The sequence below is a fragment of the uncultured Acetatifactor sp. genome (assembly GCF_948601915.1).
In the GTDB taxonomy this organism is placed as follows: domain Bacteria; phylum Bacillota; class Clostridia; order Lachnospirales; family Lachnospiraceae; genus Acetatifactor.
The window spans coordinates 1-20484 of sequence record NZ_CAPDXS010000084.1 but is presented as its reverse complement, the minus strand read 5'-3'; the positions used below and the strand labels follow the sequence as shown (position 1 = coordinate 20484).

Below are 20484 nucleotides of genomic sequence, written 5' to 3'. Positions count from 1 at the left end.
TGGAATGCTTTTCTTCCATGGAATGCTTTTCTTCCATGGAATGCTTTTCTTCCATGGAATGCTTTTCTTCCATATCCTCTCCTTTCTGCCTCCTTGCACAGCTCCATTCTGCGCAAAGGCCTGTCAAGATATCCCAGCAAAAAAGTCCGCTTATCATGGAATGCCTTTCTTCCATAATGAGCGGACTCTAATCTGTCGATGTCAAATCCTCTTATTGTTCGAAAAACACTCGCTCAGGTGGGCACCTTCCTCAATGGGGTTGCCGCGGCTTCATCGATCCTATGTATCTCCACCGACTCTGAATAAGAGAAATCATATGAAATTGTGGAGGATATGCCTTGCTGTCCTCTGCTATCCTCTATCCGTCCTATACTTTACTACGAATCAATCCCTTTGTCAACAGGAATTTTTATCCTGGCGGTCAATTGACAATCAGTTCTCCCCAAGCCTCTTCTCCATGTACTCGTATCCGTAATGGGTGCGGAATTTCAGCGCCGTGGACTTGGTAATCCTCCCCTCCCGGCACAGCCGCAGGAGATTCCCGTCCATGGTGCACATGCCCTCGTTCACGCCGGCCTGCATGACAGCCCCAAGCTGGTTCACCTTGTTCTCCCGAATCATGTTCTGGATGGCGTCCGTGGACTTCATCACCTCGAAGACCGGAATCCGTATCTGATTGCCCTCCCCGTCCTCCATGGTGGAGGGGACCAGCTGCTGGCAGACCACGGCCTTCAAGACCTGTGCCAACTGGGTCCTGGCCTGCTCCTTCTCCGGGAACACGTCCACGATGCGGTTGATGGTGTCCGCAGCGCTGTTGGTGTGCAGGGTGCTGAACACCAGCACGCCTGTCTCGGCGGCAATCAGCGCAGCGGAGATGGTATCGTAATCCCGCATCTCTCCTAGCAGAATCACGTCCGGGCTCTCCCGCAGGGCGGAGCGCAGGGCGCTTAAGTATCCCGGCGTGTCGATGGAAATCTCCCTCTGGGTCACGATCGCCTTCTTGTGCCTGTGGATGTACTCGATGGGGTCTTCCATGGTGATGATATGGCAGTCCCGGCTGTTGTTGATCCGGTCGATCATACAGGCCAGGGTGGTGGTCTTGCCCGTGCCCGCGGCCCCGGTCACCAGCACCAGGCCGCCGTTCTTATTGTTCCTGCCCTGGGAATCGTCCGTCAGGGCCAGGATGTCCTCCGGTATCCCCAGCTTCCGGGGATCCGGCAGTTCAAAGCGGATGACGCGGATGACAGCCGCAAGGGATCCTCTCTGGCGGAACACATTGACACGGAAGCGCCCCCCGGGGAAATTCTCCCGCCTGGACATGGAGAGGGAGAAATCGTCGTCCTCCCCGGCCTCCAGCCTGACTTTGGTCCTCTTTGCCTCCGCGTAGATCTCCTCCACCAGCTCTCCGATATCCTTTGGCATCAGCGGAGCCATGTCCATCCGTGTCTGTACGCCATTCCGTTTCATTGCAACCGGTAGTCCGGCTACCAGGAAGATGTCCGCCACATCCTCGTCCCGCACTGCCAGCTCCAGAATCTCCTGTAATTTCATAGCTATACCTGCCCTTCCGCTTTACTTTTTGTCACATCAGTCGTCCAGCCATAGGTTCAGATCCCCCTCCGGCTCCCATTCCTTCTGCATCCTCCAGCTCACCACCCGCAGCTGCCCGCCTTCGCTGACGATTCCTACCTTCAGCATGAACTCTCCCTCCTGGAAGGTCCTCCAGACAGTGCCCGCATCGTCCCTCTCCGCGCTTTCAAGCTCCTCCGGCGCATTTCCCTCCCGGAGGGCCCGGGCGGCGGTCTGCAGGAAACGCTGCCCTTCCGCCTCCAGCGCGTATCTGGTCTGTATCGTATCGGCATATTTCTGTGCCATGTTCCAGTCCGCCCGGGCCGTGGCAAACGCAAGGATGCCGAGGGTGGTCATGCAGACGCTGATTACCGTCAGCAGCATCGCCAGCGGCCCCAGCTTAATCGGTATATGCCTCATAGCCCTCCTCCTTGTCCTGTCCTAAAATCCGTCGCGGCTCAAGTCCAGGCCTGTGAACACCTCTGTCTCCAGCCTGTAGACCGGCTCCTGTGCCCCCGCCCGGCTCACGGTGATGACGCTTTTCACAAGCCCCTCCTCCGGGGAGGCCCCGTCCCCGTCCTGTCCGGAGGCCGGTATCCACTGGATGTCCATCCAGACCGTCCCCTCCGGCGCAGGGTTCAGGTCATCGTCATAATGCATCCGCAGGGTAGGGAATCCGGCATCCGCAGCGCCCTGTCCGTCAGCCTGCGCAAGCATCTCCCCGTTCCCGTCCTCCTCCAGCAGCTCCCGCACCTCCTCCAGGCTGCGGGATGCCGCCACTGCCTCCGCTCCGTTCTCCGCCAGGTGCACCGCTCCCGTCAGCAGCGCCGCATCCCTTCCCCGCTGTCCCGACCAGGCGAACACCCTGGTCAGCGTCAGTATCACCACCGTGAACACCGCAGCCAGAAGCAGCGCTTCTATATAAAAAGCCGTCCCACGGCTCCCTGTTCGCTTCCCTCCGGTTCTGCCGCCATCCTCAATCATCCGCGGCCACCCCCTTCTCGCTCCTTAAACCGAACAGCACCCTGCCCGCATCCGTGACTACAGCGTAAGCGCCGTTCTCCAGCTCCTCGATCCGGAATTCCTCCGTCTCTCCGATGACCTGGGCCATGTCCGGGTATAAGGCACCGTCCGCCTCCCCGTAATCCTCCACCAGGCTGTCCCCATACCGGTAGATGCGGATGGCATATCCGCTCTGGCCGTCCGCGATCACCAGCACAGGCTCCCCCTCCTCCCGGGACACCCGCACCGCCCCCGGCGTATCGTTCATCCTGACGCAGGTGGAGATATAGGAGAGCAGGGCCCTGGCCTCATTGTTCCGGCTCTGGCCCTCGGCAATCTCCCGGTAGGTCTGCGCGCCGAAAACCACCGTCAGGAAAAATCCTGCCAGAAACACTCCGGCCACCGCCATCGTATAGATTCCGGCCAAACCGCCACTCCGTCTCACAGGCCATGCCTCCTCTCTCCCTAAAACCCGGCTTCCCCCTGTCTTCTGCTGATCACCTTCACCGCAGGCGGCACATTGGACGCAAAAATGTCATAGCTCACATAGAACTCCTTCTCGTTGATCTGGAGCCCGTAATTCTCCACCAGATACTCGAGGCTGGGAGGGAACGCCCCCTCCACCACGTAGCACTGCAGGGCGCAGCGCTCCACCGCGGCCTTCATGGCCCTGACGCTCTCCCCGTCCATGTCCCTGCCGGATACAGGCAGCACCATGCGCCACACGCAGACAGCCATGAGAAGCCCCGCCGCTGCCAGCGCCAGTGCGGGCCATCTCTTCCTTCTCTTATCCACGTACATCTCTCCACCTCCCGAGACTATGTATCCAATCCGTCCTGCCCGGGCCTATCCCATGGAGTTCATCATGCCGATCAGAGGCAGCATGACGCTGAGCAAAGACAATCCTACCGCCAGCATCAGGACGCCGGACAGCACCGGATCCACGATGCCCACCAGACGGTCCACCAAATCCGTACAGTGATCCGCCAGCAGTCCTGTGAGCTTGCGCAGCACCGATTCCAGGCTGCCGCTGCGCTCCCCTGCCAGGAGCATCCTTCCGTAGACAGGCTCGAACAGGCGCTCGTCATATGCCGCCTGGGCGATGCCGTGCCCCTGCTCCATCCGGCTGACGCAGCGGTCAATCCTCTCCTCCACGGGCCTGCAGGAAGCCATCTTCCTGCTCTCCGCCACCGCGATGTCCTGGATCTCACCGCTGGCCAGGAAGGTGGACAGCGCCGCCGTGAAGCGGAACATCCCCAGGCTGTCCAGGATGGATGCGCAGACCGGAATCCTGTGGAGGATTTTTTCCACGGAATTCCGTTTTCCGGCATTCCACAGAGCGAACCCCAACGCCAGTATCACAGCCAACGCCGCCATCACGGCCAATGCCGCCCAGCAGAGGGCATAGGCCCATCTCACATATCCGTAGGCAGAAGCCGTCAGGCTTCCCGTCAGGCTGTCGTACACATCCGTAAAGGCCGGCAGCACCATGGCCAGCATGACGATCAGCACGATGATGATCAGCCCCAGCATGGCCACCGGATAGAGGACGGCACTTTGTAGCTTTCCGGTCATGGCCTTCTGGTCTTCATAGTAGCGCGCGAGCTGGAACAGCACATCCTCCAGCCGCCCTGCCTTCTCCCCCGCCAGGACCATCCGCAGGCAATACTCCGGGAAGAGCCCCGTGGCCTCCATGGCGGCGGACAGCCCCTTGCCGGCCTCCGTCTCCGCCTGCATGATTACAAGTCCTTCTTCCAAAGGGCCTCCCTGGCCGCTGCCGGATCTCAGCAATGCCACGGCCTCGTCCATCTGGATTCCGGACTGCACCATCATGGCCATGCTCTCACAGAATGCACTGACTCCCAGACTGTCCAGTTTCCCACGTCTCATAGCGCCCCTCCTTCTGCGGCGGTCACCGGTCGCGCCGACCGCCCCATATCCCAATCCTTGCTTCCGGATCCATGATTCCAGATCCGAATCTTCAATAGTAAAGCTCATCCAGATAATTCCCGCCGTCCCCGATGAAGGAGCTGTCCGCGCCGTTGGCCGAAAAGGTCAGGTCCAGCCTGTTCCAGCTGCCCGCCTTCACCTCATACTTCACCGTCACCCAGCCGGTCTCCTCCGTATAGAACATGTTCCAGGCATGGTAGATATCGTCCGGCGACACATCGCCGAAGACCATCTTGGTAGGGATTCCCTGACTGCGCAGCATCCCGGCCACAAGGGAGGCATAGTCGAAGCAGATGCCCTTCCCCGTCCGCAGCGTATCGTCCAGCACTGGCATGTAGCCCGTTGTGGTCTGCACCGCCTGGGCCTTCTCCTTGTCATAGACCACATTTTCGCAGATATAGTCGAACACCGCCCCCACCACTCCCAGCGCGTCCTCCTCCTGGGATGCCAGCTCGGCCGCCAGCTTCACGCATTCCGAGTCCTGGCTGTAGTCCACGTAGGCGCTGGGGCGCAGGAAGGGCTGGAACTCATCGTCCAGCTTCACCTGACAGTCCAGCGTAAAGAGGGGCCTGTATTTCGTGCCTTCCACATTCTCCATGGCCTTGATGGTATAAGTGCCGTCCCCCTCCTGAAGGGGAAATATCACCGGCGTACCGTCCGCGGGCACATTATACCGGTACTCCATCTCCCCGATGAACACCTGGAGCTTGAGGCGGGTGTCAGACTGGCCGGAAACCCCTATGTAGCCCTCGTTCGCATGCTCCAGATCCACCTGCACCTGCCCGTCTCCCTGGGCGTGCTCCGCATGAAAGGCGGAATCCGCGAACGCAGGAGCCTGATAGGGCGTAAAATCCGCCTTGTCTCCGGCCCCTTCCTCATCCGAGGCCCCGGAGGCCTTGGGAGCCGCCTCGTACTCCGGATTCTCCACCACCAGGGAGACCTGGGACGTGCTCTCCGGCGGCGCGCTTCCTATTGACGATTCCTCCGGTGCGGCAGGGCCGCCGCATCCGCCCACGAACAGTGACAGCAGCATTGCCGGCATAAGGCATTGACGTGCGCTGCGCCGCATAGATCTCACCGCCTCTCCATACTTTGGCTATGATCCAAAAAGGCCTTATCACCCAATGACAAGACCCGTTCCTATCCTCTATGATCTGGCCGGACAAAGCCTGGCCCTCAGCCCACCTTGAGCCTGAATTTCTGGACATCCTTGTCCGTCTCCACCATCTCGATCTGCGCCCCCAGGTTCTGCAGCTTGATGTGGAAATCCTCATAGCCCCGCTGAATATACTTGATATTGTCAACGATGCTGCAGCCCTCCGCCGCCAGCGCCGCAATCACCAATGCAGCTCCGCCCCGGAGGTCCGGCACAGTGATGCTGGCTCCCGTATATTTCTCCACGCCGTCGATGATGGCCGTGTCTCCTCCCTCTACCTTCACGTCGCCACCCATCCTGACCAGTTCGTCCACATATTTGAACCGGTTCTCAAATACGCTCTCGGTCACGATGCTGGTCCCTTTCGCCAGGGCCAGGGCCACCGTCATCTGGGGCTGCATATCCGTGGGGAAGCCCGGATAGGGCAGGGTCCTGACCTGTGTATGGGCCAGGGGCTTGGCGGCTACCACACGGATACAGTCGTCCGCCTCCTCCACCTCGCATCCAATCTCCAGGAGCTTGGCCGTCACCGATTCCAGGTGCTTTGGGATGACGTTCTTCACGGTCACGTCCCCCTTGGTGACCGCCGCGGCGAACATAAAGGTGCCCGCCTCGATCTGATCGGGGATGATGGCATACTCCGTGCCATGGAGCCGTTCCACGCCCCGGATCCTGATCACATCCGTACCGGCCCCCTTGATATTGGCGCCGCAGCTGTTCAGGAAATTCGCCACGTCCACCACATGGGGCTCCTTGGCGCAGTTCTCGATGATGGTCAGGCCCTCCGCCATGGTGGCGGCCATCATCACATTGATCGTAGCCCCCACGCTGACCTTGTCCATATAGATATGGCTGCCCCGCAGCCGTTCTGCCCTGGCCTTGATCAGCCCGTGCTCGATGATCACTTCCGCGCCCAGGGCCCGGAAGCCCTTGATGTGCTGGTCCACCGCCCGGCTGCCGATGTCGCAGCCTCCGGGTAGGACCACCTCCGCCTGCTTATACTTTCCCAGAAATGCCCCCAGGAGGTAATAGGAGCCTCTGATTTTCTTACATCCCTCATGTTCCACTGTGAGATTGTGGATATTCCCCGCGTTGATCAGAACCTTGTGCCGGTTGATGCGCTTCACCGTGACGCCCGTGCTGGCCATAGCCTCCAGCATCACGTCCATATCGCGCACATCCGGAATGTTGTCTATATACACAGTCTCATCCGTCATGGCTGCTGCCGCGAAGACAGGAAGCGCCGCGTTCTTCGCGCCCGCTATCTCCACATCGCCCACCAGCGGATTCCCGCCTTTGATTACGTATTGTTCCATTTGATTGTCCCCTGTCCAAGGTCAAGTTTTTATCCTGCCATTTTCAAACAAAGCCTATCTTACCACATTTTCCCTCGTTTGTAAACAGAACATGCATTCCGGTTCCTCAATCCAGATAATCCAGCGGATTCACCTGCGTACCGTTTATCAGCATCTCAAAGTGCAGATGGGGGCCTGTGCTGATGCCCGTGTTCCCGCTCAGGGCGATCCGGTCTCCCTGCTTCACGGTCTGGCCCGCGCTGACCAGCACCTTGCTCAGATGCGCGTAGCGGGTCTGCCTTCCGTCCTCATGGTTGATATAGACTACATAGCCGTAGCCGCTTCCCCAGCCGGCCTTGGCCACCGTGCCGCCGCAGGATGCGTAGACAGGGGTGCCCGTAGGCGTGGCCCAGTCGATTCCCTTGTGGTAGGAGCTGGCTCCCCTGGTAGGCGCGGACCTCCTTCCGAAGCCCGAGGTCTGGACTCCTCCGGAGATGGGCCTGACGTAGGTAGGCGGGATCCTGGTCCCCCGCTCCACGATCTTCGGCACAGCCTCCATGACGATTTCCTGCATAAGGATCTCCCGGCCGATCTCCTTGTCGTTCAGATACGATACATCGGCCACTACCTTGCGGTATCCCGCAGACGGCTTCTGGTGCACCACTGTCTGGTTGGTATACCAGGCGTCGTTCTCGATATATTCGATGTCCGCGTCATAGATCTCCTCGTAATATTCCTCCTCCACCCTGGCCACGGACAGCTCCGGCTCCGGCACTGTGATCAGCAGTTCCTGGCCGATCTGCAGCGTGGACGTCACGTCCTCCAGGGCATCGTTCATCTCCACGATGGTGTCCATGGGGATGTTCACCTTGATGGCGATCTCCGACAGGGTGTCCCCCTGTGCCACCTCGTACACGCTGGGGGTCTCCTGCTCCATGATCACCAGATTGATGGCCTGCTCCAGGTCCGTCAACTGGCTCTCCGGGAGATAGGTCTCCACAATCTCCACGTCCTCCGCGAAATCCATGCTCCGGATCCCCAGCTCGTAATCCTCGAAGCTCTCCTTCCGGTCAGCCGTCTGCTCCCCGGTGATATCCGAGAACACGGCCTGCACGCCGGCCTGGGTATAGGCAAGCCACTCCTGATCCTCCTGGGCCCTGGCCGACTCCACCTGGGCTGTGAGCATGCTGAATTCCCGGTTCTCGTCGTTCTTCAGCGCGATCGTGAACTTCCCGTCATTGCCGTATTTATCGATGGCGGCCTGAAGGAGCTTCTGCACGTCCTCCAGGCTGGCCAGGTTGATGGTATACTCGTCCACCTTCAGGGTGTAGGAGCGGTGCAGGGTCTCCTGGACGCTGGCCCGCAGGGCCTCCTCCATCCGGGCGGCCACATCCTCTTCCCTGTCCACCTCTCCCCAGAGGACCTGCTCTCCCACCACTACCATGTCCGCTTTCATGAATACCAGCTCGTCGCTGCCGGAGGCCACGTTCTTCCTGGCCTGGAGCAGGAGCTCGTCGATCCTCTCCTTCTCCCCCAGGGTTCCCACATCCTGTCCGTTCACCTGGATATGGAAAAAATTCTCTCCCGTCTCCTCGAAAGGCGTGTAGCCCTTGAGGAAGAGCAGTCCCAGGAAGAGAGTGCCTACCGTAGCTTTAATATATGTAAATCTGTATCTTTTATGATTGCTTTTCTTCTTTTCCATAGTTTTCCCAAATCTTCCACTTTTGCTTTTTATTTTTGCTTATTTGACAGTATGCCCTGTCTGTAGGGTGTCCCTTTGGGGGACATATTATACTATGCAGCCGCTTTTTCGTGCAGTGCCATGCTGTACGAAGAAGACGAGGAACATGATCAGCTGCCCCGGGTTCCACACAATCTCCATCACGCCGAACACCAGATAGGCCACGCAGACAAAGAAGGGGATGACGGCATAGGGATCCTCCCTGCGGCGCATCATGCCCCTCCCCTGCACCCACAGCACCGCCACGGACAGGACCACGGACAGGACGCCCGCCGGGATTCCGTAGGTGTACGCCATCTGCAGCCACAGGTTCTGGGCATGCCTGGACATATAGGCCTCCTCCCCGATCAGGTAGTAGCCCTGATCCAGCCCGTGTCCGAACCAGTTCAGATTGTCCCAGTATGTCTTATAAATTGTAAGCCTGGTGCGCAGCGCCACGTCCTCCGTCCACGTCGTCTCCACCAGGTCCACCTGCTCCAGATTCTCCATGTCCACGGCGGCGTGGGCCCGCAACACCAGGGGATCGCCCCGCTGCACGAGATTCAGGGTGTGGAGGATCCTGCCCAGCAGGGCCTCCATGAATTCGTCCAGCTCCACATACTTTTCCGAGAACGGCGAATCGAAGGAATGCACCCTTGCCACCGAATATTCCCCCTCATACCAGACCGGATGGTGCAGGATTGTAGGGAACCACCGTATGGTGCCGTATACGGGGAGGAACGTCATCGCCGCAGCCAGCAGCAGACCCGCCCCCCTGCACAGGATCCGCGGCCAGCACATCCGCCAGATCCCCCGCATCACCACAGTTCCATACAGCACCGTCACCACGAAGGAAGCCACCCATGCCGTCCTGCCCATGGTGAACAGCTGGAAGGAAAGCATCCCTCCTGCTCCCGTCAGGAACAGCAGCTTCCATCCCCGGTCGCCCTTCCTCATCTCCAGCGTGTGCAGCCGGAACAGGCACATCAGGTAGACGATCAGGTAATAGAGCGCCATCATATTGGAATTGCTGAAGGCCCCCTTATAACGAAGCTCATCATAGGGCCTGAAGCCGTAGGCGTAGATCTGTATGGCAAAAAAGGACAGAATCGTGCCGTCTATCATGCCTTCCCAGAGCATCTCCCAGTCCTTCCCGGAGAACTCCGTGAGATAGAAGCAGCCGAACATCAGCAGGAACCACAGGGGCCACCACCTTTCGCTGACGGAAGCGATCATCAGCACGGAAAGGGCGATCCACAGCCAGCCGGTAAGCCCCGGCCGGAAGGGTATCCTGTCCGCGGAACCCTTCTCCACGATGACCCTGCGGAAGAAATACCTGACCGCGATTCCGATCCAGCACACGTTCAGCACGGCTGTCTGGGCCTCTCCCCAGAGAATCTCCCCCTGGTGGGCCGTCCAGTAGAAATGCACTGCCACCATGGCCGCGGCGCACAGCAGGACGTAGATTCTGTTGAAGCGGTCTGCCAGCTCCCTGAGGGGCAGGGCGCTGAAGATCAGCACCATCATCACCGGCCCCGTGCAGTTGGCCGCCGCCTTCCAGATGTTCCCCGCCTGGGTGGCCCTCAGGAACTCGATCAGGTTCAGTGCCATGAAGCATATCAGGTACAGAACTCTCTTTGTGAACACTCTCTGCGCAAACTGTGTCATCCGGCTCTCCCACACGGCGGTCTCATCCCTTTTTTACGCTGAACCCAAATGTCCCCAGCGCTTCTCCACATGCATAATAGACCCCATGGGAATAGACCACTGGGTCAGCCTGTTCCAGGTGGAATTTATTCCTTTCGTCCATATATCGCCTGTCCGCGTGGACCGCCACCACATCGGCCAGGAACATATGGTGGGAGCCAAGGGGCGTCACCGTCCGCACCCTGCACTCTATATTGACGGGGCTCTCCCCAATCAGAGGCGCCCTCACTTCCCGGGCTGGCAGCGCCGTCAGTCCCAGCTCCCTGAATTTGTCCACGTCCCTGCCGCTCTTCACGCCGCAGTAGTCCGTGGCGTACACCAGCTCCCTGGTGGTCAGGTTGATGACGAATTCCCCTGTCTCCTGCAGGATCCGAAAGGAATGCCGCTCCGGGCGGACGGATATGCTGACCATGGGCGGATTGGTACAGACCGTTCCCGCCCAGGCGATCGTGATGATATTGTGCCTTCCGCCCGGATCGGTCACGCTCACCATGACTGCCGGCAAAGGATACAGCATGTTTCCGGGCTTCCAAATCTCTTTCTCCATATGCCTCCGCTTTCCCCCTGGCCTGTCCGTCTCAGAACAGCTTGATGTTCAGTCCGTCCAGTATCTGGAGCACCAGGCCCGCAAGGGAAATCACCATGGCCGCCACGGAGACGCCCAGCACGGCGCCCAGCTTCCCCCTGACGCCCGCCACGTCCGCCTTTGCCTGGGCCAGCGCCTCTCCCTGCCTGCCGCTCTCCTCCACCATCACGGCCTGCACGTTGCGGTATACCTTCACGCACTCCTTGTGCACGTTCTCCTCCACCGTGTCCAGCCGCTCCGTCAGGCCGCCGCTGGCCTGGGCCTCAAGCTGGCCGCACAACTGGTCTATCTTCTCCCCAACGGAAGCGTTCAGGGCCTCCGTGGCCGCGGCCTGGGCCTCCAGCTTCTCTTCCAGGGTCCCTGCAAGGGCCTCCGTCCGGTCCCGCAGGGCTTCCAGCCGGCTCTCCGTAGTCCCGGACAAAGCCTCCAGCTTCTCTCCCGCATACCCGGCCAGGGAGTCCACCTTCCCCGCCACGGCCTTCTCCGTGCCCTCCAGCCGCTCCTGCTGCTGCGCTATCTGTCTCCCCAGCCCTTCCACGCTCTGCCGCAGGGCCTCTGCCTTATCCGCGCTCTCCTCCAGGGCCCGGGCCGTCCCGCTCTCCTCCGCCCTCATGCCGGACAGCCTTGCGGCTCCGTCGTCTATCAGCTTCTGCAGCTTCACCAGGCACTCGTTGTATTCGGCTATCTGGTTCTTCAGCCTGTTTAGCTCCTCCACGTCCGCCGCGGTATTGGCCTTGATGATATCCTGCGCTGTCAGCTTCTGTGCCAGCTTGTCCATAAACATATCCATCTGTCTTCCTCCTGACCTGTCCACAGCGGACAGTTGTACCTTCCGAAAATCCTATCTTCCCCGTTCCCTGGTAATCGCCAGTATCTCCTCGTTCAGCTTCAGCATCCGGATGTCCAGATCCGACACCATCCTGGCGCATTCCACCAGCTCGTTCTTGATGTTCTCCGGCACGTCCCCCTCGAACTTGTAGTGGATCTTGTGCTCCAGGCTGGCCCAGAAATCCATGGCTACCGTCCTAATCTGGATTTCCACCTTCGTATCCACTGTCCGGTCCGACAGATATACTGGCACCGTCACAATCATATGATAGCTTTTGTACCCGCTGGCTTTCGGGAAAGTGATGTAATCCTTTACCCCTATGACCTTGATGTCCCGCTGCTCGCTGATCATGTCCACGATGCGGTAGATGTCGGAGGTAAAGGAACAGATGATGCGGATGCCCGCTATGTCGTTCACATATTTCACCATGTTGTCAATGGTGGATTCATGCCCGTCCCGCTTCAGCTTTTTCACGATGCTCTCCGGAGTCTTGATGCGGGCCTTGATATGTTCGATGGGATTGTAGCGATGGACATGCTGGAACTCATCGTTGAGTATTTCCATCTTGGTCTCCATCATCTTCAGCGCGGCATTGTAAATCAGAGTCACTTCTTTCCAGCTGTCAACTCCGTCTCCATTGTCTTCCTTCAATTCCATGTCCACTCCTTTTTCCGGGTCTGTTTCTTCCGTCACATGTCTCGCATACCAGGTCTGCAGTCTCCCATGTCGTTCGCCACTGTCCGGCCGTTTCCTGCCACAATTAAGGATAGTATACCATAGATTCCAATACAAATATATATGATTCACAAAAAATTTATCCTTTTTTCAAAAACTGTCCATCCGGCCGACAAATGCCGTACCTTTCATATATATGGCCATTCCCTCAAAAATATGCCGCGAAATATATGGTTGCTTTTAAACCGGAAATCAATTACCATAATTACCATAGAGGCATCCCGCGGCAGGACTGCCGGACAGGGAGATCCTACATATGGAAAGGGGAATAAGATGTTTCGTTTATGGGCAAGGACTTTCAAGGACAACCACATGCTGCAGGATACCTGCATCGCGGACGGCAGCGCGGATACCCGCACCCACAAGGTCTTCCGGGCGCTGGACGAGGTGTGCTATCAGTTCGACCTCTCCAGGCCGATCTGGCTGGACAAGACCATAGCGGATTTCAAGCGCCTGGGCAAGGCCAGGTTCACCCAGGACAATTTCGTGGACGGCGTGGATTTCGATTATCTGGAAATCCAGGTAATCGAGGAAGATTGAGGTTGACATTTCTCCCTGACTGAGTATAATATGATATATCAAGATATGGTTTTGAAAACTATGTTATAGATTTCCAATAATCTTATCATAGTTTTTGCATCTATGGCAGATAATATTTATATCCGTAAAAACGAAGTCAGGAGGTATCCATATGCAGATCACAATCAGAGAACCCGGAAGCGCAATCACCCATTTCATCGGCATGATGCTGGCGGTATTCGCCGCGGTGCCGCTGCTGGTAAAGGCGGGCGTGTCCTCAGGAGGGGAGCATTTCATCGCCATGGCCATCTTCATGGCCAGCATGATACTGCTCTACGGCGCCAGCGCCACTTACCACTCGGTGAATCTGACCGGGCGGTATCTGCGCATCTTCCGCAAGCTGGACCATATGATGATCTTCGTGCTGATTGCCGGATCCTATACGCCGGTCTGCCTGATCGTGCTGGGCGGGGAGCTGGGATATACCTTGTTGGCTCTGGTCTGGGGCATCGCCCTGGCGGGGATGCTGGTCAAGGCCTTCTGGATCACCTGTCCCAAATGGTTCTCCTCGGCGATCTACATCGCCATGGGCTGGGTCTGCGTGCTGGTGTTCGGCAGGCTCTTCGACACCCTGTCCACGGCGGCCTTCCTGTGGCTGCTGGCAGGTGGCATCATCTATACCGTGGGCGGGGTCATCTACGCCCTGAAGCTCCCCCTGTTCAATTCCAGGCACAGGGAGTTCGGCTCCCACGAGGTGTTCCATCTGTTCGTGATGGCAGGGAGCCTGTGCCATTTCATCTTTATGTACTGTTATGTGGCCTGAAAGAAGCCTGGAAAATCGCCGACAGCCCTTTACAACTTGGAAACATTGCCGTGATATACTATTGCAAAAGATTCCTGTTGTAAGGGGGGACGAAATTGGCTGACATACTGATCGTAGAGGATGAGTTTTCCATCAATGAACTGATACGGAGGAACCTGTGCCTGACGGGGCATCGCTGCACCCAGGCTTTCGACGGGCCGACCGCGGTCAGCCTGCTGGAAAGCGGGTCATTCGACCTGATCGTGCTGGACATCATGCTGCCCGGGCTGGACGGCTATCAGGTGTTCGAAAGGGCCGGTGGGACGCCGGCCATCTTCCTGACGGCCAAGAGCGAGCTGTCCGACAAACTGAAAGGGCTGGCCATGGGGGCTGACGATTATCTGACCAAGCCCTTCCAGATGCTGGAGCTGGCGGCCAGGGTGGAGACCGTGCTGCGGCGGACGAAGAAGGAGGAGACGGACTTCACGTTGGGCTCCATGAGATGCGATTTCCACAGGCATCAGGTTTTCCTGGAAGGAACGGTCATCGAATGCACGCCCAAGGAATACGAGCTGCTGAGGGTGCTGATCCGGAACCGGAACATCGCCCTGTCCAGGGAGAAGCTTCTGGACATGGTGTGGGGATATGATTTCGAGGGAGGCACCCGCACCGTGGACGTCCACATACAGAGGCTGCGCCACAAGCTGCACCTGGAAGATTACATCAAGACCGTGTACAAGCTGGGATACCGGCTGGAGGTTCCGGAATGAAAAAACGGACTTTCTTCGCGGTGCTGATCCTATTTCTGATATTTCTCAACTCCATGATCCTAATCGCCTCGCTTGTCATCCTGAACAGCAAGCTTTCCGCTGTCCGGGAGAGATGCCTGGCAGAGCATTATGTGATCGCGTCGTCCCTGATCGGGGACATGCAGGCCCTGGAACAGCGGGGGATCCCCGCGGCGGAAAGCATGGACAGGCTGATGCGCACTTACACCCACTACCTCCAGGGAAGGGAGGACGGGCTGGCTGTGGCCTTCTCCGGAGAATGGATCTACAGAAGCGCCCTGCCCCGGGAAGTTCCGAACCCTCCGCCGGACACAGGCCATGGGCAGGAGCGGCTGGTCTGCCTGGAGGACGGGACTCCCCCTGTGCTGTTGGTCTATGGCAGCTTTCCGGCCCCGTGGCAGGACTATGGGCTCCTGTACATGGGGAACCTGGATGAGGCCGTCTCTACCTGGCGCCATACGAAGAACATCCTCTTTCTGGCAGGGGCCCTGGTGATGCCCGTCATGGCGTTCTTCCTTTTTCAGTTCCTGAACCTCCTCTTCCGCCCTCTGGCCCAGATTTCAAGCGCTTCCGCCAGGATAGCGGAGGGAAATTACAAGAGCAGGCTTCCGGTCCAGGGAAAGGACGAGGTGGCCAGCGTGGCCCACAATTTCAATCTCATGGCCCAGCAGGTGGAGGCCCAGATCCTGCAGCTCCAGGACATTGCCCGACAGAAACAGCAATTCATCGACAATTTCTCCCATGAGCTGCGGATTCCCCTGACGGCAATCTACGGATATGCGGAATACCTCCAAAAAGCTTCCGTTCCGGAAGAAGACCGCTACGAATGCACCCAGTTCATCATGTCGGAGTGCAGCCGCCTCCAGAGCATGGCCTATCAGCTCCTGGACATGGCCCTGCTGCGGAACAGCGCGCCGGAGGAGGAAGACTGCGATGTAGCCGAACTGTTCGCAGGATCCGAAAAGGTCATGCACGTCAGGGCGGCGGAGAAAGGGATAAGGCTGTCCTATGCCATGCCCCGGTCCCTCCTGCTGAGAGGGAACATGGACCAGCTGTCGATCCTGCTCAATAACCTGATAGACAATGCCCTGAAGGCCAGCCCGCCGGAAAGCGAAGTGCGCGTCAGGGCCCGTCCGGAAGGGGCCGATATCATAATAGAAGTGGAAGACCATGGCATCGGCATGGAGCCGGAGCAGTTGTCCCACATAAAAGAAGCCTTCTACCGTGTGGACAAAGGCCGCAGCCGGGCCCTGGGCGGCACGGGGCTGGGGCTTTCTATCTGCGAGGGAATCGCGCAGCTCCATCAGGCAGAGCTGACCTTCTCCTCCCGGAAGGGTGAGGGCACCACGGCAAGGCTCCGTTTTTTCAGAGGATGACAGGGAAACTTTTACAACTCCATAAAAACTTCGTGATTGTTTTGATATAGCGGGGTCTTATAGTATATCTATCAAAACAAGAAAGGAGCATCACTATGAGACAAAAAAACTTCCTGAAACTCACTGCAGCAACATTCGCCATCATCGGCGCAGGCGCATTCCTCTTCAGCGCAGCGGCCGAGACGGCCATGGCGGCCAGCGCCGGGACGGTGGAGACAGTCCCCACCAGCTACCAGGTGTCCGCCAGCCAGGTGTCCGCGGCCGGGCAGCCGGAGGCTGAAGCCAAAAAGGAGAACCGGAAGGAAGCGGATTACCATGTGAGCATGGACCGCCTCAATACCGGGACGCCCACGGAGCTGGACCTGACCATGGAAGAAGCCGCCCAAAAGGGCGCACAGTATCTGGAGAGCCTGTACGGGCTGGATCTGGAGGGCGCCTATGTCTACATGATGTACAGTCCGGGCACAGTGACCTTTCCCCGGGCTTTCTGGGCCGCGGACGTGCTTTTTGAAGAGGCCCAGACCCCTGAGAGCACAAGGTGGAACTACTTGATAGACGCAGTGACCGGAGAGCTTTTCAGCATCGACCACAGCAGGCATCTGGACGCCTCCCCCTCCCTTGAGCCGGACAGCGCCCTGGAGAAGGACTATAGCGCATATGCCGCCCTTGCCGAAGAGAAGGTCCGGACAAGCGGGCTCATGGACGGCGGCATAGACCGGGTGGAATACAACTGCCAGGGATACTCCGGAAACGATCCTGTCATCTCCCTGGATGTCATCGGAGAGAAAGGCGAAGTCCTCTGCATCGGCTTTTCCCGTTATGACCAGTCCTTCCTGGGGCTCATTACGGACACCTCGCGGAAGATCCGGGAGGCGGTTCCGAAGGATGTGACAGGCGAGGGCATAACCGAAATAACCGAAGAATATTCCTCTTCCTCTTTCTGAGGACATGCCGGAGCATCTGCAGGCGCGCCGGACTGGCGAATCAATTGCTCCGGAGCATCCACAGACGCGTGACTGCATCAATGTAGTAGCTCTGAGCATAGGCCCTGTGGGGTCTTGTGAGATTCCTGTGGAAGGCCATGCAGGAGGCAGCGCGCAAACGCCAGGGGAGGCACCGGTTTTACGCCGGTGTCTCCCCTGTTTTCTGTTTTTCATTCCATTATTACCTTAAAGCAATAGGGAATCAGCCCTCGTATCCGTTGGGATTGTTCTTCTGCCATCTCCAGGAATCCTCGCACATCTCCTTGATGCCCCTCTCGGCAGTCCAGCCAAGCTCTTCCCTGGCAAGCTTCGCGTCCGCATAGCAGGCTGCGATGTCCCCGGCCCGCCTGGGCTTGATCGCATAGGGCACCTTCACCCCTGTGGCGGCCTCGAAGTTCTTCACCAGATCCAGCACGCTGTAGCCGGTGCCTGTGCCCAGGTTGTAGATCTTCAGTCCGGCCTTCTCCTCAATCTTCTTCAGGGCTTTTACATGGCCTACGGCCAAGTCCACCACATGGATGTAGTCGCGCACGCCCGTGCCGTCAGGGGTGTCGTAATCGTCCCCGAAGACCCCCAGCTGGGGAAGCTTTCCCACTGCCACCTGGGTGATATAGGGCATCAGGTTGTTGGGGATGCCATTGGGGTTCTCGCCCATGGTGCCGCTCTTGTGGGCCCCGATGGGATTGAAGTAGCGCAGCAGGATCACGTTCCACTCATTGTCCGCCTTCTGGATGTCGGAGAGGATTTGCTCCAGCATGGACTTGGTCCAGCCGTAGGGGTTGGTGCACTCTCCCTTGGGGCAGGCCTCCGTGATGGGGATCTCCGCGGGGTTGCCGTACACGGTGGCGCTGGAGGAGAAGATGATGTTCTTCACATTGTGCTTCCTCATGACGTCCACCAGCGTCAGTGTGCCCGCGATGTTGTTCTCGTAGTATTCCCAGGGCTTCTGCACGGATTCGCCCACTGCCTTCAGGCCCGCGAAGTGGATGACCGCGCCGATATCCTCCTTGGAGAAGATCTCCTCCAGGGCCTCCCTGTCAAGGATGTCAGCCTTGTAGAAGGGGACTTTCTTCCCGGTGATCGCCTCCACCCTTTCCATGGATTTCTCACTGGAATTGCTCAGATTGTCCAGTACCACCACTTCGTAATCTGCCTGCTGCAGCTCTACCACTGTGTGGCTGCCGATGAACCCGGCGCCGCCTGTCACCAAAATCTTCATAGCATCCTCTTTTCCGCACGGGCCCCGCAGGCTGTCCCCCGGCTTGCCGCGCTTATTGTGATTTGTTTTCTTTACATTTCCAGATTACCCTAAAAAGCCGTTTTTCTCAATATTCATATGTTTAGAGAATCTGTCGAAATGTTATATGATACCCTCTCCCGCCGCCCGGGCGCCTCAGGTATGCTACAGGGTCACGCCGTTTTGCCGCAGCAGCTCCCTGGCGCTCTCCACGGAGTCGATGCCGGTCTTGTTCTTGATGGGGGCGAACTCCTTCTCCCGCACCACCTCGAAGGGCAGGCAGCTCCCCGTCTGGTGGATCATGTCCAGGATCAGGTTCTCGAATTTATAGCCGTTGGGGGCCTGGGGCTTCACCAGCTCACCGACCTCGTCCAGATAGGGAATCTTCTTCTCCACCACATGCAGGGGCAGGCTCTGGGACACGATCCGCTCCAGCTCCTCCACATTGAACAGGTAGTTCAGGATGACGCCGAAGTGGTAGGCGGGCTTGCCCTGGGCGTCTTTGGCGTCCATCAGCTCCTGGGTCATGTCATAGTATTCCACGATGGAGGGCCTGCCGTCCTCCAAGCAGATGGCCCCCACCTTCTCGTCCGGCGTGACCTTGCCCACCACCTTGGCCCCTGCCACGCATTCCCTCTGGATCGTAGCGCCCACGAAGCAGGGATCGCAGATCCTCTGGAGCACATTGTCCACCGCGAAGGCATTGAGCCACTCTATGCCCTCCCTGTGAATCAGATCCACCAGCCCCGTGTCCTCCATGGAGACGAACCAGCCGCCGTTGCCGTTGGGGGAGCTGGCCATCTTGCCCTTCTCCTCCATATATACCTTTCCGTCATAGTCCACCGCCAGGGCCATCTTCTGCTGGAAGAAATGCACGTATTCCGCGCTGTAGCCGAAAAATTCGTGCTCCGTCAGGAACTTCACGGTGGCCTCATGGTTCTTGTCGCTGGTCATCACGAAGAGATGGATCCATGTGTCCGCCTGGCGCACCACCTCCGTCAGGTTGTTCACCAGGCATTGGAATATATAGAGTTCCCTGGTGATGCCGATGTTATACACGCCCTTGGGGTCGTCCGAGCCAAGCCTGGTGCCCATGCCTCCTGCCAGCAGCACCGCGGCCACCTTGCCCGCCCGGATGGCTTCGATTCCGGTGGCGGTGAAGGATTCCCGGTTGGCCTCGATCTCCGGAAGCTCCATGGCCGCAAGGGGAGTGATGACGCCCCGCTCCAGCAGCTCCTCCTGATGCTTGCAGGAGTCCAGGATGTCCATGTCGGAGCCCCCTATCTGCTCCAGCAGCGCCGCCTGTCCGGCCGCGGACAGCTCGTCGTAGTATTTCAGGACATGCTCCTGACCGTACTTTTTCAGTTTCTCCTTTGCCTGTGCCAATGTGATGCTCATTTTTCCTCTTCCTTTCTTTTTATGGCTGCCATACGGCATCTCCATGTCTCGAATAAAGATATTGTACCATATATCCCCGTTTTTCCATAGACATCATGGCCATAATTTTCGAGAAATTTCCAAACAGGCAGAAAGGGAGCCTATCTTCAGGCATCAGAGAAACAGCGTCCGTACCCTGTCCGGACGCTGCACCTGCACGGCTTATCGGGCGGATTCCTGCGCACGTCCGTCCGCAAAAACTTCTTTCCCGAAAGCGAGCCTGAAATCCAGAATCGGACACTCCGGCAGCGGATTTCCGTTATAGTCCCTGCCGTTGGGATCCAGATTCTTCACAAAATTCGTCCAGTAGGAGGTCACCTGCCGGGCCAGGTCATAATGCTTTCCCTCAAAAGGCCTCCAACTGTTGCCCAGGGAGTCGAACATAAACCACAGCTCGGAGCCATGGAAAGAACCCGCATCGTCCCCCGGTATGTCATGGTCGAAAATGCCGTAATAGACGCGCTGCCCTGCCCCGGAGCGCAGTTCGCAGAAACCCCGGCTGCCGCTCAGGAAAGAATTGAAGGCATCCCCAGTGACGTTTTGTAAAGGACTTTTTAATCAATTTCACAGAAAATTTACATTTCAGGGCAAAAAAATAGAGCCAGGAACCTGTTTTTTAGATTCCTGGCTCATTAGTGCCCTTTACATATTCTGGTCTGTTTTCAGTTTTCTCACTTCATCAACTGAAAGGCCAACAAATTCCGCAATCTTTTCAAGCGTTATTGTCCCATCTTCCAGCATTTTCTTTGCAACATTTATCATTCCTTCTTTCAATGTCTGATTCCTCATATCT

General features: G+C 58.0%; 20 protein-coding genes, 1 pseudogene and 1 riboswitch. Of the genes and pseudogenes, 5 read left to right on the top strand and 16 right to left on the bottom strand.

Annotated elements, in window-relative coordinates; all coding sequences use genetic code 11:
• Positions 1-208: 208 nt before the first annotated feature.
• Positions 209-309: riboswitch (SAM riboswitch) on the bottom strand.
• 123 nt (positions 310-432) lie between these two features.
• The 13 genes from Q2B33_RS14790 to Q2B33_RS14730 all read right to left on the bottom strand — a co-directional run bounded on the left by Q2B33_RS14790 (position 433) and on the right by Q2B33_RS14730 (position 12471).
• Positions 433-1551: a type IV pilus twitching motility protein PilT gene (locus Q2B33_RS14790; protein WP_296463925.1), complete on the bottom strand. Its 1119-nt coding sequence runs from the start codon at positions 1549-1551 to the stop codon at positions 433-435.
• Between the two features lie 36 nt (positions 1552-1587).
• A complete protein-coding gene (locus Q2B33_RS14785) occupies positions 1588-1989 on the bottom strand; it encodes a hypothetical protein (protein WP_300774381.1) in 402 nt (133 codons plus the stop codon).
• Between the two features lie 21 nt (positions 1990-2010).
• Positions 2011-2553 (bottom strand): hypothetical protein, encoded by a 543-nt coding sequence (locus Q2B33_RS14780; protein ID WP_300785479.1) that lies wholly within the window; start codon positions 2551-2553, stop codon positions 2011-2013.
• On the bottom strand, positions 2546-3016 hold the full coding sequence (locus Q2B33_RS14775) for a DUF4860 domain-containing protein (protein WP_300567671.1): 471 nt from the start codon (positions 3014-3016) through the stop codon (positions 2546-2548). Before Q2B33_RS14775 ends, Q2B33_RS14780 begins: the two co-directional genes overlap by 8 nt.
• 20 nt (positions 3017-3036) lie before the next feature.
• Positions 3037-3372, bottom strand: a complete 336-nt coding sequence (locus tag Q2B33_RS14770; protein ID WP_300567668.1) for a hypothetical protein — start codon at positions 3370-3372, stop codon at positions 3037-3039.
• Positions 3373-3417: 45 nt separating this feature from the next.
• Positions 3418-4461 (bottom strand): type II secretion system F family protein, encoded by a 1044-nt coding sequence (locus Q2B33_RS14765; RefSeq protein ID WP_300783963.1) that lies wholly within the window; start codon positions 4459-4461, stop codon positions 3418-3420.
• Between the two features lie 91 nt (positions 4462-4552).
• Positions 4553-5563 (bottom strand): transglutaminase-like domain-containing protein, encoded by a 1011-nt coding sequence (locus tag Q2B33_RS14760; RefSeq protein ID WP_300788238.1) that lies wholly within the window; start codon positions 5561-5563, stop codon positions 4553-4555.
• Positions 5564-5697: 134 nt separating this feature from the next.
• Positions 5698-6993, bottom strand: a complete 1296-nt coding sequence (gene murA / locus Q2B33_RS14755; protein WP_296463913.1) for a UDP-N-acetylglucosamine 1-carboxyvinyltransferase — start codon at positions 6991-6993, stop codon at positions 5698-5700.
• A 106-nt stretch (positions 6994-7099) separates the two neighbouring features.
• On the bottom strand, positions 7100-8674 hold the full coding sequence (locus Q2B33_RS14750) for a M23 family metallopeptidase (RefSeq protein WP_300567658.1): 1575 nt from the start codon (positions 8672-8674) through the stop codon (positions 7100-7102).
• Positions 8675-8761: 87 nt separating this feature from the next.
• A complete protein-coding gene (locus Q2B33_RS14745; protein WP_300783961.1) occupies positions 8762-10360 on the bottom strand; it encodes an O-antigen ligase family protein in 1599 nt (532 codons plus the stop codon).
• A gap of 22 nt (positions 10361-10382) precedes the next feature.
• Positions 10383-10946 (bottom strand): flavin reductase family protein, encoded by a 564-nt coding sequence (locus Q2B33_RS14740; protein WP_296463910.1) that lies wholly within the window; start codon positions 10944-10946, stop codon positions 10383-10385.
• Positions 10947-10977: 31 nt separating this feature from the next.
• A complete protein-coding gene (locus Q2B33_RS14735; RefSeq protein WP_296463909.1) occupies positions 10978-11775 on the bottom strand; it encodes a hypothetical protein in 798 nt (265 codons plus the stop codon).
• A gap of 51 nt (positions 11776-11826) precedes the next feature.
• Positions 11827-12471: a GTP pyrophosphokinase family protein gene (locus tag Q2B33_RS14730; protein ID WP_300567645.1), complete on the bottom strand. Its 645-nt coding sequence runs from the start codon at positions 12469-12471 to the stop codon at positions 11827-11829.
• Between the two features lie 351 nt (positions 12472-12822).
• On the opposite strand from Q2B33_RS14730, the gene Q2B33_RS14725 reads away from it, so the two are divergent.
• From Q2B33_RS14725 to Q2B33_RS14705, 5 genes are all read left to right on the top strand, one after another.
• On the top strand, positions 12823-13089 hold the full coding sequence (locus Q2B33_RS14725; RefSeq protein WP_296477119.1) for a hypothetical protein: 267 nt from the start codon (positions 12823-12825) through the stop codon (positions 13087-13089).
• Between the two features lie 151 nt (positions 13090-13240).
• Positions 13241-13891 (top strand): hemolysin III family protein, encoded by a 651-nt coding sequence (locus tag Q2B33_RS14720; RefSeq protein ID WP_296477121.1) that lies wholly within the window; start codon positions 13241-13243, stop codon positions 13889-13891.
• Between the two features lie 95 nt (positions 13892-13986).
• Complete coding sequence (locus Q2B33_RS14715) at positions 13987-14640, top strand: response regulator transcription factor (protein WP_300567640.1); 654 nt, start codon at positions 13987-13989, stop codon at positions 14638-14640.
• Positions 14637-16034, top strand: a complete 1398-nt coding sequence (locus Q2B33_RS14710; RefSeq protein ID WP_300567637.1) for a cell wall metabolism sensor histidine kinase WalK — start codon at positions 14637-14639, stop codon at positions 16032-16034. Before Q2B33_RS14715 ends, Q2B33_RS14710 begins: the two co-directional genes overlap by 4 nt.
• A gap of 95 nt (positions 16035-16129) precedes the next feature.
• Positions 16130-16978: a hypothetical protein gene (locus Q2B33_RS14705; protein WP_296477125.1), complete on the top strand. Its 849-nt coding sequence runs from the start codon at positions 16130-16132 to the stop codon at positions 16976-16978.
• A gap of 241 nt (positions 16979-17219) precedes the next feature.
• Here Q2B33_RS14705 and galE read toward each other — a convergent pair whose 3' ends face one another.
• The 3 genes and pseudogenes from galE to Q2B33_RS14690 all read right to left on the bottom strand — a co-directional run.
• On the bottom strand, positions 17220-18236 hold the full coding sequence (galE, locus tag Q2B33_RS14700; protein ID WP_296477127.1) for a UDP-glucose 4-epimerase GalE: 1017 nt from the start codon (positions 18234-18236) through the stop codon (positions 17220-17222).
• 183 nt (positions 18237-18419) lie between these two features.
• A complete protein-coding gene (locus Q2B33_RS14695) occupies positions 18420-19652 on the bottom strand; it encodes a UTP--glucose-1-phosphate uridylyltransferase (protein ID WP_330684764.1) in 1233 nt (410 codons plus the stop codon).
• Positions 19653-19853: 201 nt separating this feature from the next.
• A pseudogene (locus tag Q2B33_RS14690) lies at positions 19854-20222 on the bottom strand (carboxylesterase family protein); the annotation flags it as partial.
• Positions 20223-20484 lie beyond the last annotated feature (262 nt).

Bases quoted from the DNA above. Each gene is read 5' to 3' on its own strand.
- Q2B33_RS14705 (WP_296477125.1), top strand. From the start codon at position 16,130: ATGAGACAAAAAAACTTCCTGAAACTCACTGCAGCAACATTCGCCATC.
- Q2B33_RS14785 (WP_300774381.1), bottom strand. From the start codon at position 1,989: ATGAGGCATATACCGATTAAGCTGGGGCCGCTGGCGATGCTGCTGACG.
- Q2B33_RS14725 (WP_296477119.1), top strand. From the start codon at position 12,823: ATGTTTCGTTTATGGGCAAGGACTTTCAAGGACAACCACATGCTGCAG.
- Q2B33_RS14745 (WP_300783961.1), bottom strand. From the start codon at position 10,360: ATGACACAGTTTGCGCAGAGAGTGTTCACAAAGAGAGTTCTGTACCTG.
- Q2B33_RS14790 (WP_296463925.1), bottom strand. From the start codon at position 1,551: ATGAAATTACAGGAGATTCTGGAGCTGGCAGTGCGGGACGAGGATGTG.
- Q2B33_RS14695 (WP_330684764.1), bottom strand. From the start codon at position 19,652: ATGAGCATCACATTGGCACAGGCAAAGGAGAAACTGAAAAAGTACGGT.
- Q2B33_RS14710 (WP_300567637.1), top strand. From the start codon at position 14,637: ATGAAAAAACGGACTTTCTTCGCGGTGCTGATCCTATTTCTGATATTT.
- Q2B33_RS14735 (WP_296463909.1), bottom strand. From the start codon at position 11,775: ATGGATATGTTTATGGACAAGCTGGCACAGAAGCTGACAGCGCAGGAT.
- Q2B33_RS14780 (WP_300785479.1), bottom strand. From the start codon at position 2,553: ATGATTGAGGATGGCGGCAGAACCGGAGGGAAGCGAACAGGGAGCCGT.
- Q2B33_RS14770 (WP_300567668.1), bottom strand. From the start codon at position 3,372: ATGTACGTGGATAAGAGAAGGAAGAGATGGCCCGCACTGGCGCTGGCA.
- Q2B33_RS14750 (WP_300567658.1), bottom strand. From the start codon at position 8,674: ATGGAAAAGAAGAAAAGCAATCATAAAAGATACAGATTTACATATATT.
- Q2B33_RS14740 (WP_296463910.1), bottom strand. From the start codon at position 10,946: ATGGAGAAAGAGATTTGGAAGCCCGGAAACATGCTGTATCCTTTGCCG.
- Q2B33_RS14765 (WP_300783963.1), bottom strand. From the start codon at position 4,461: ATGAGACGTGGGAAACTGGACAGTCTGGGAGTCAGTGCATTCTGTGAG.
- Q2B33_RS14720 (WP_296477121.1), top strand. From the start codon at position 13,241: ATGCAGATCACAATCAGAGAACCCGGAAGCGCAATCACCCATTTCATC.
- Q2B33_RS14760 (WP_300788238.1), bottom strand. From the start codon at position 5,563: ATGCCGGCAATGCTGCTGTCACTGTTCGTGGGCGGATGCGGCGGCCCT.
- Q2B33_RS14730 (WP_300567645.1), bottom strand. From the start codon at position 12,471: ATGGAATTGAAGGAAGACAATGGAGACGGAGTTGACAGCTGGAAAGAA.
- galE (WP_296477127.1), bottom strand. From the start codon at position 18,236: ATGAAGATTTTGGTGACAGGCGGCGCCGGGTTCATCGGCAGCCACACA.
- murA (WP_296463913.1), bottom strand. From the start codon at position 6,993: ATGGAACAATACGTAATCAAAGGCGGGAATCCGCTGGTGGGCGATGTG.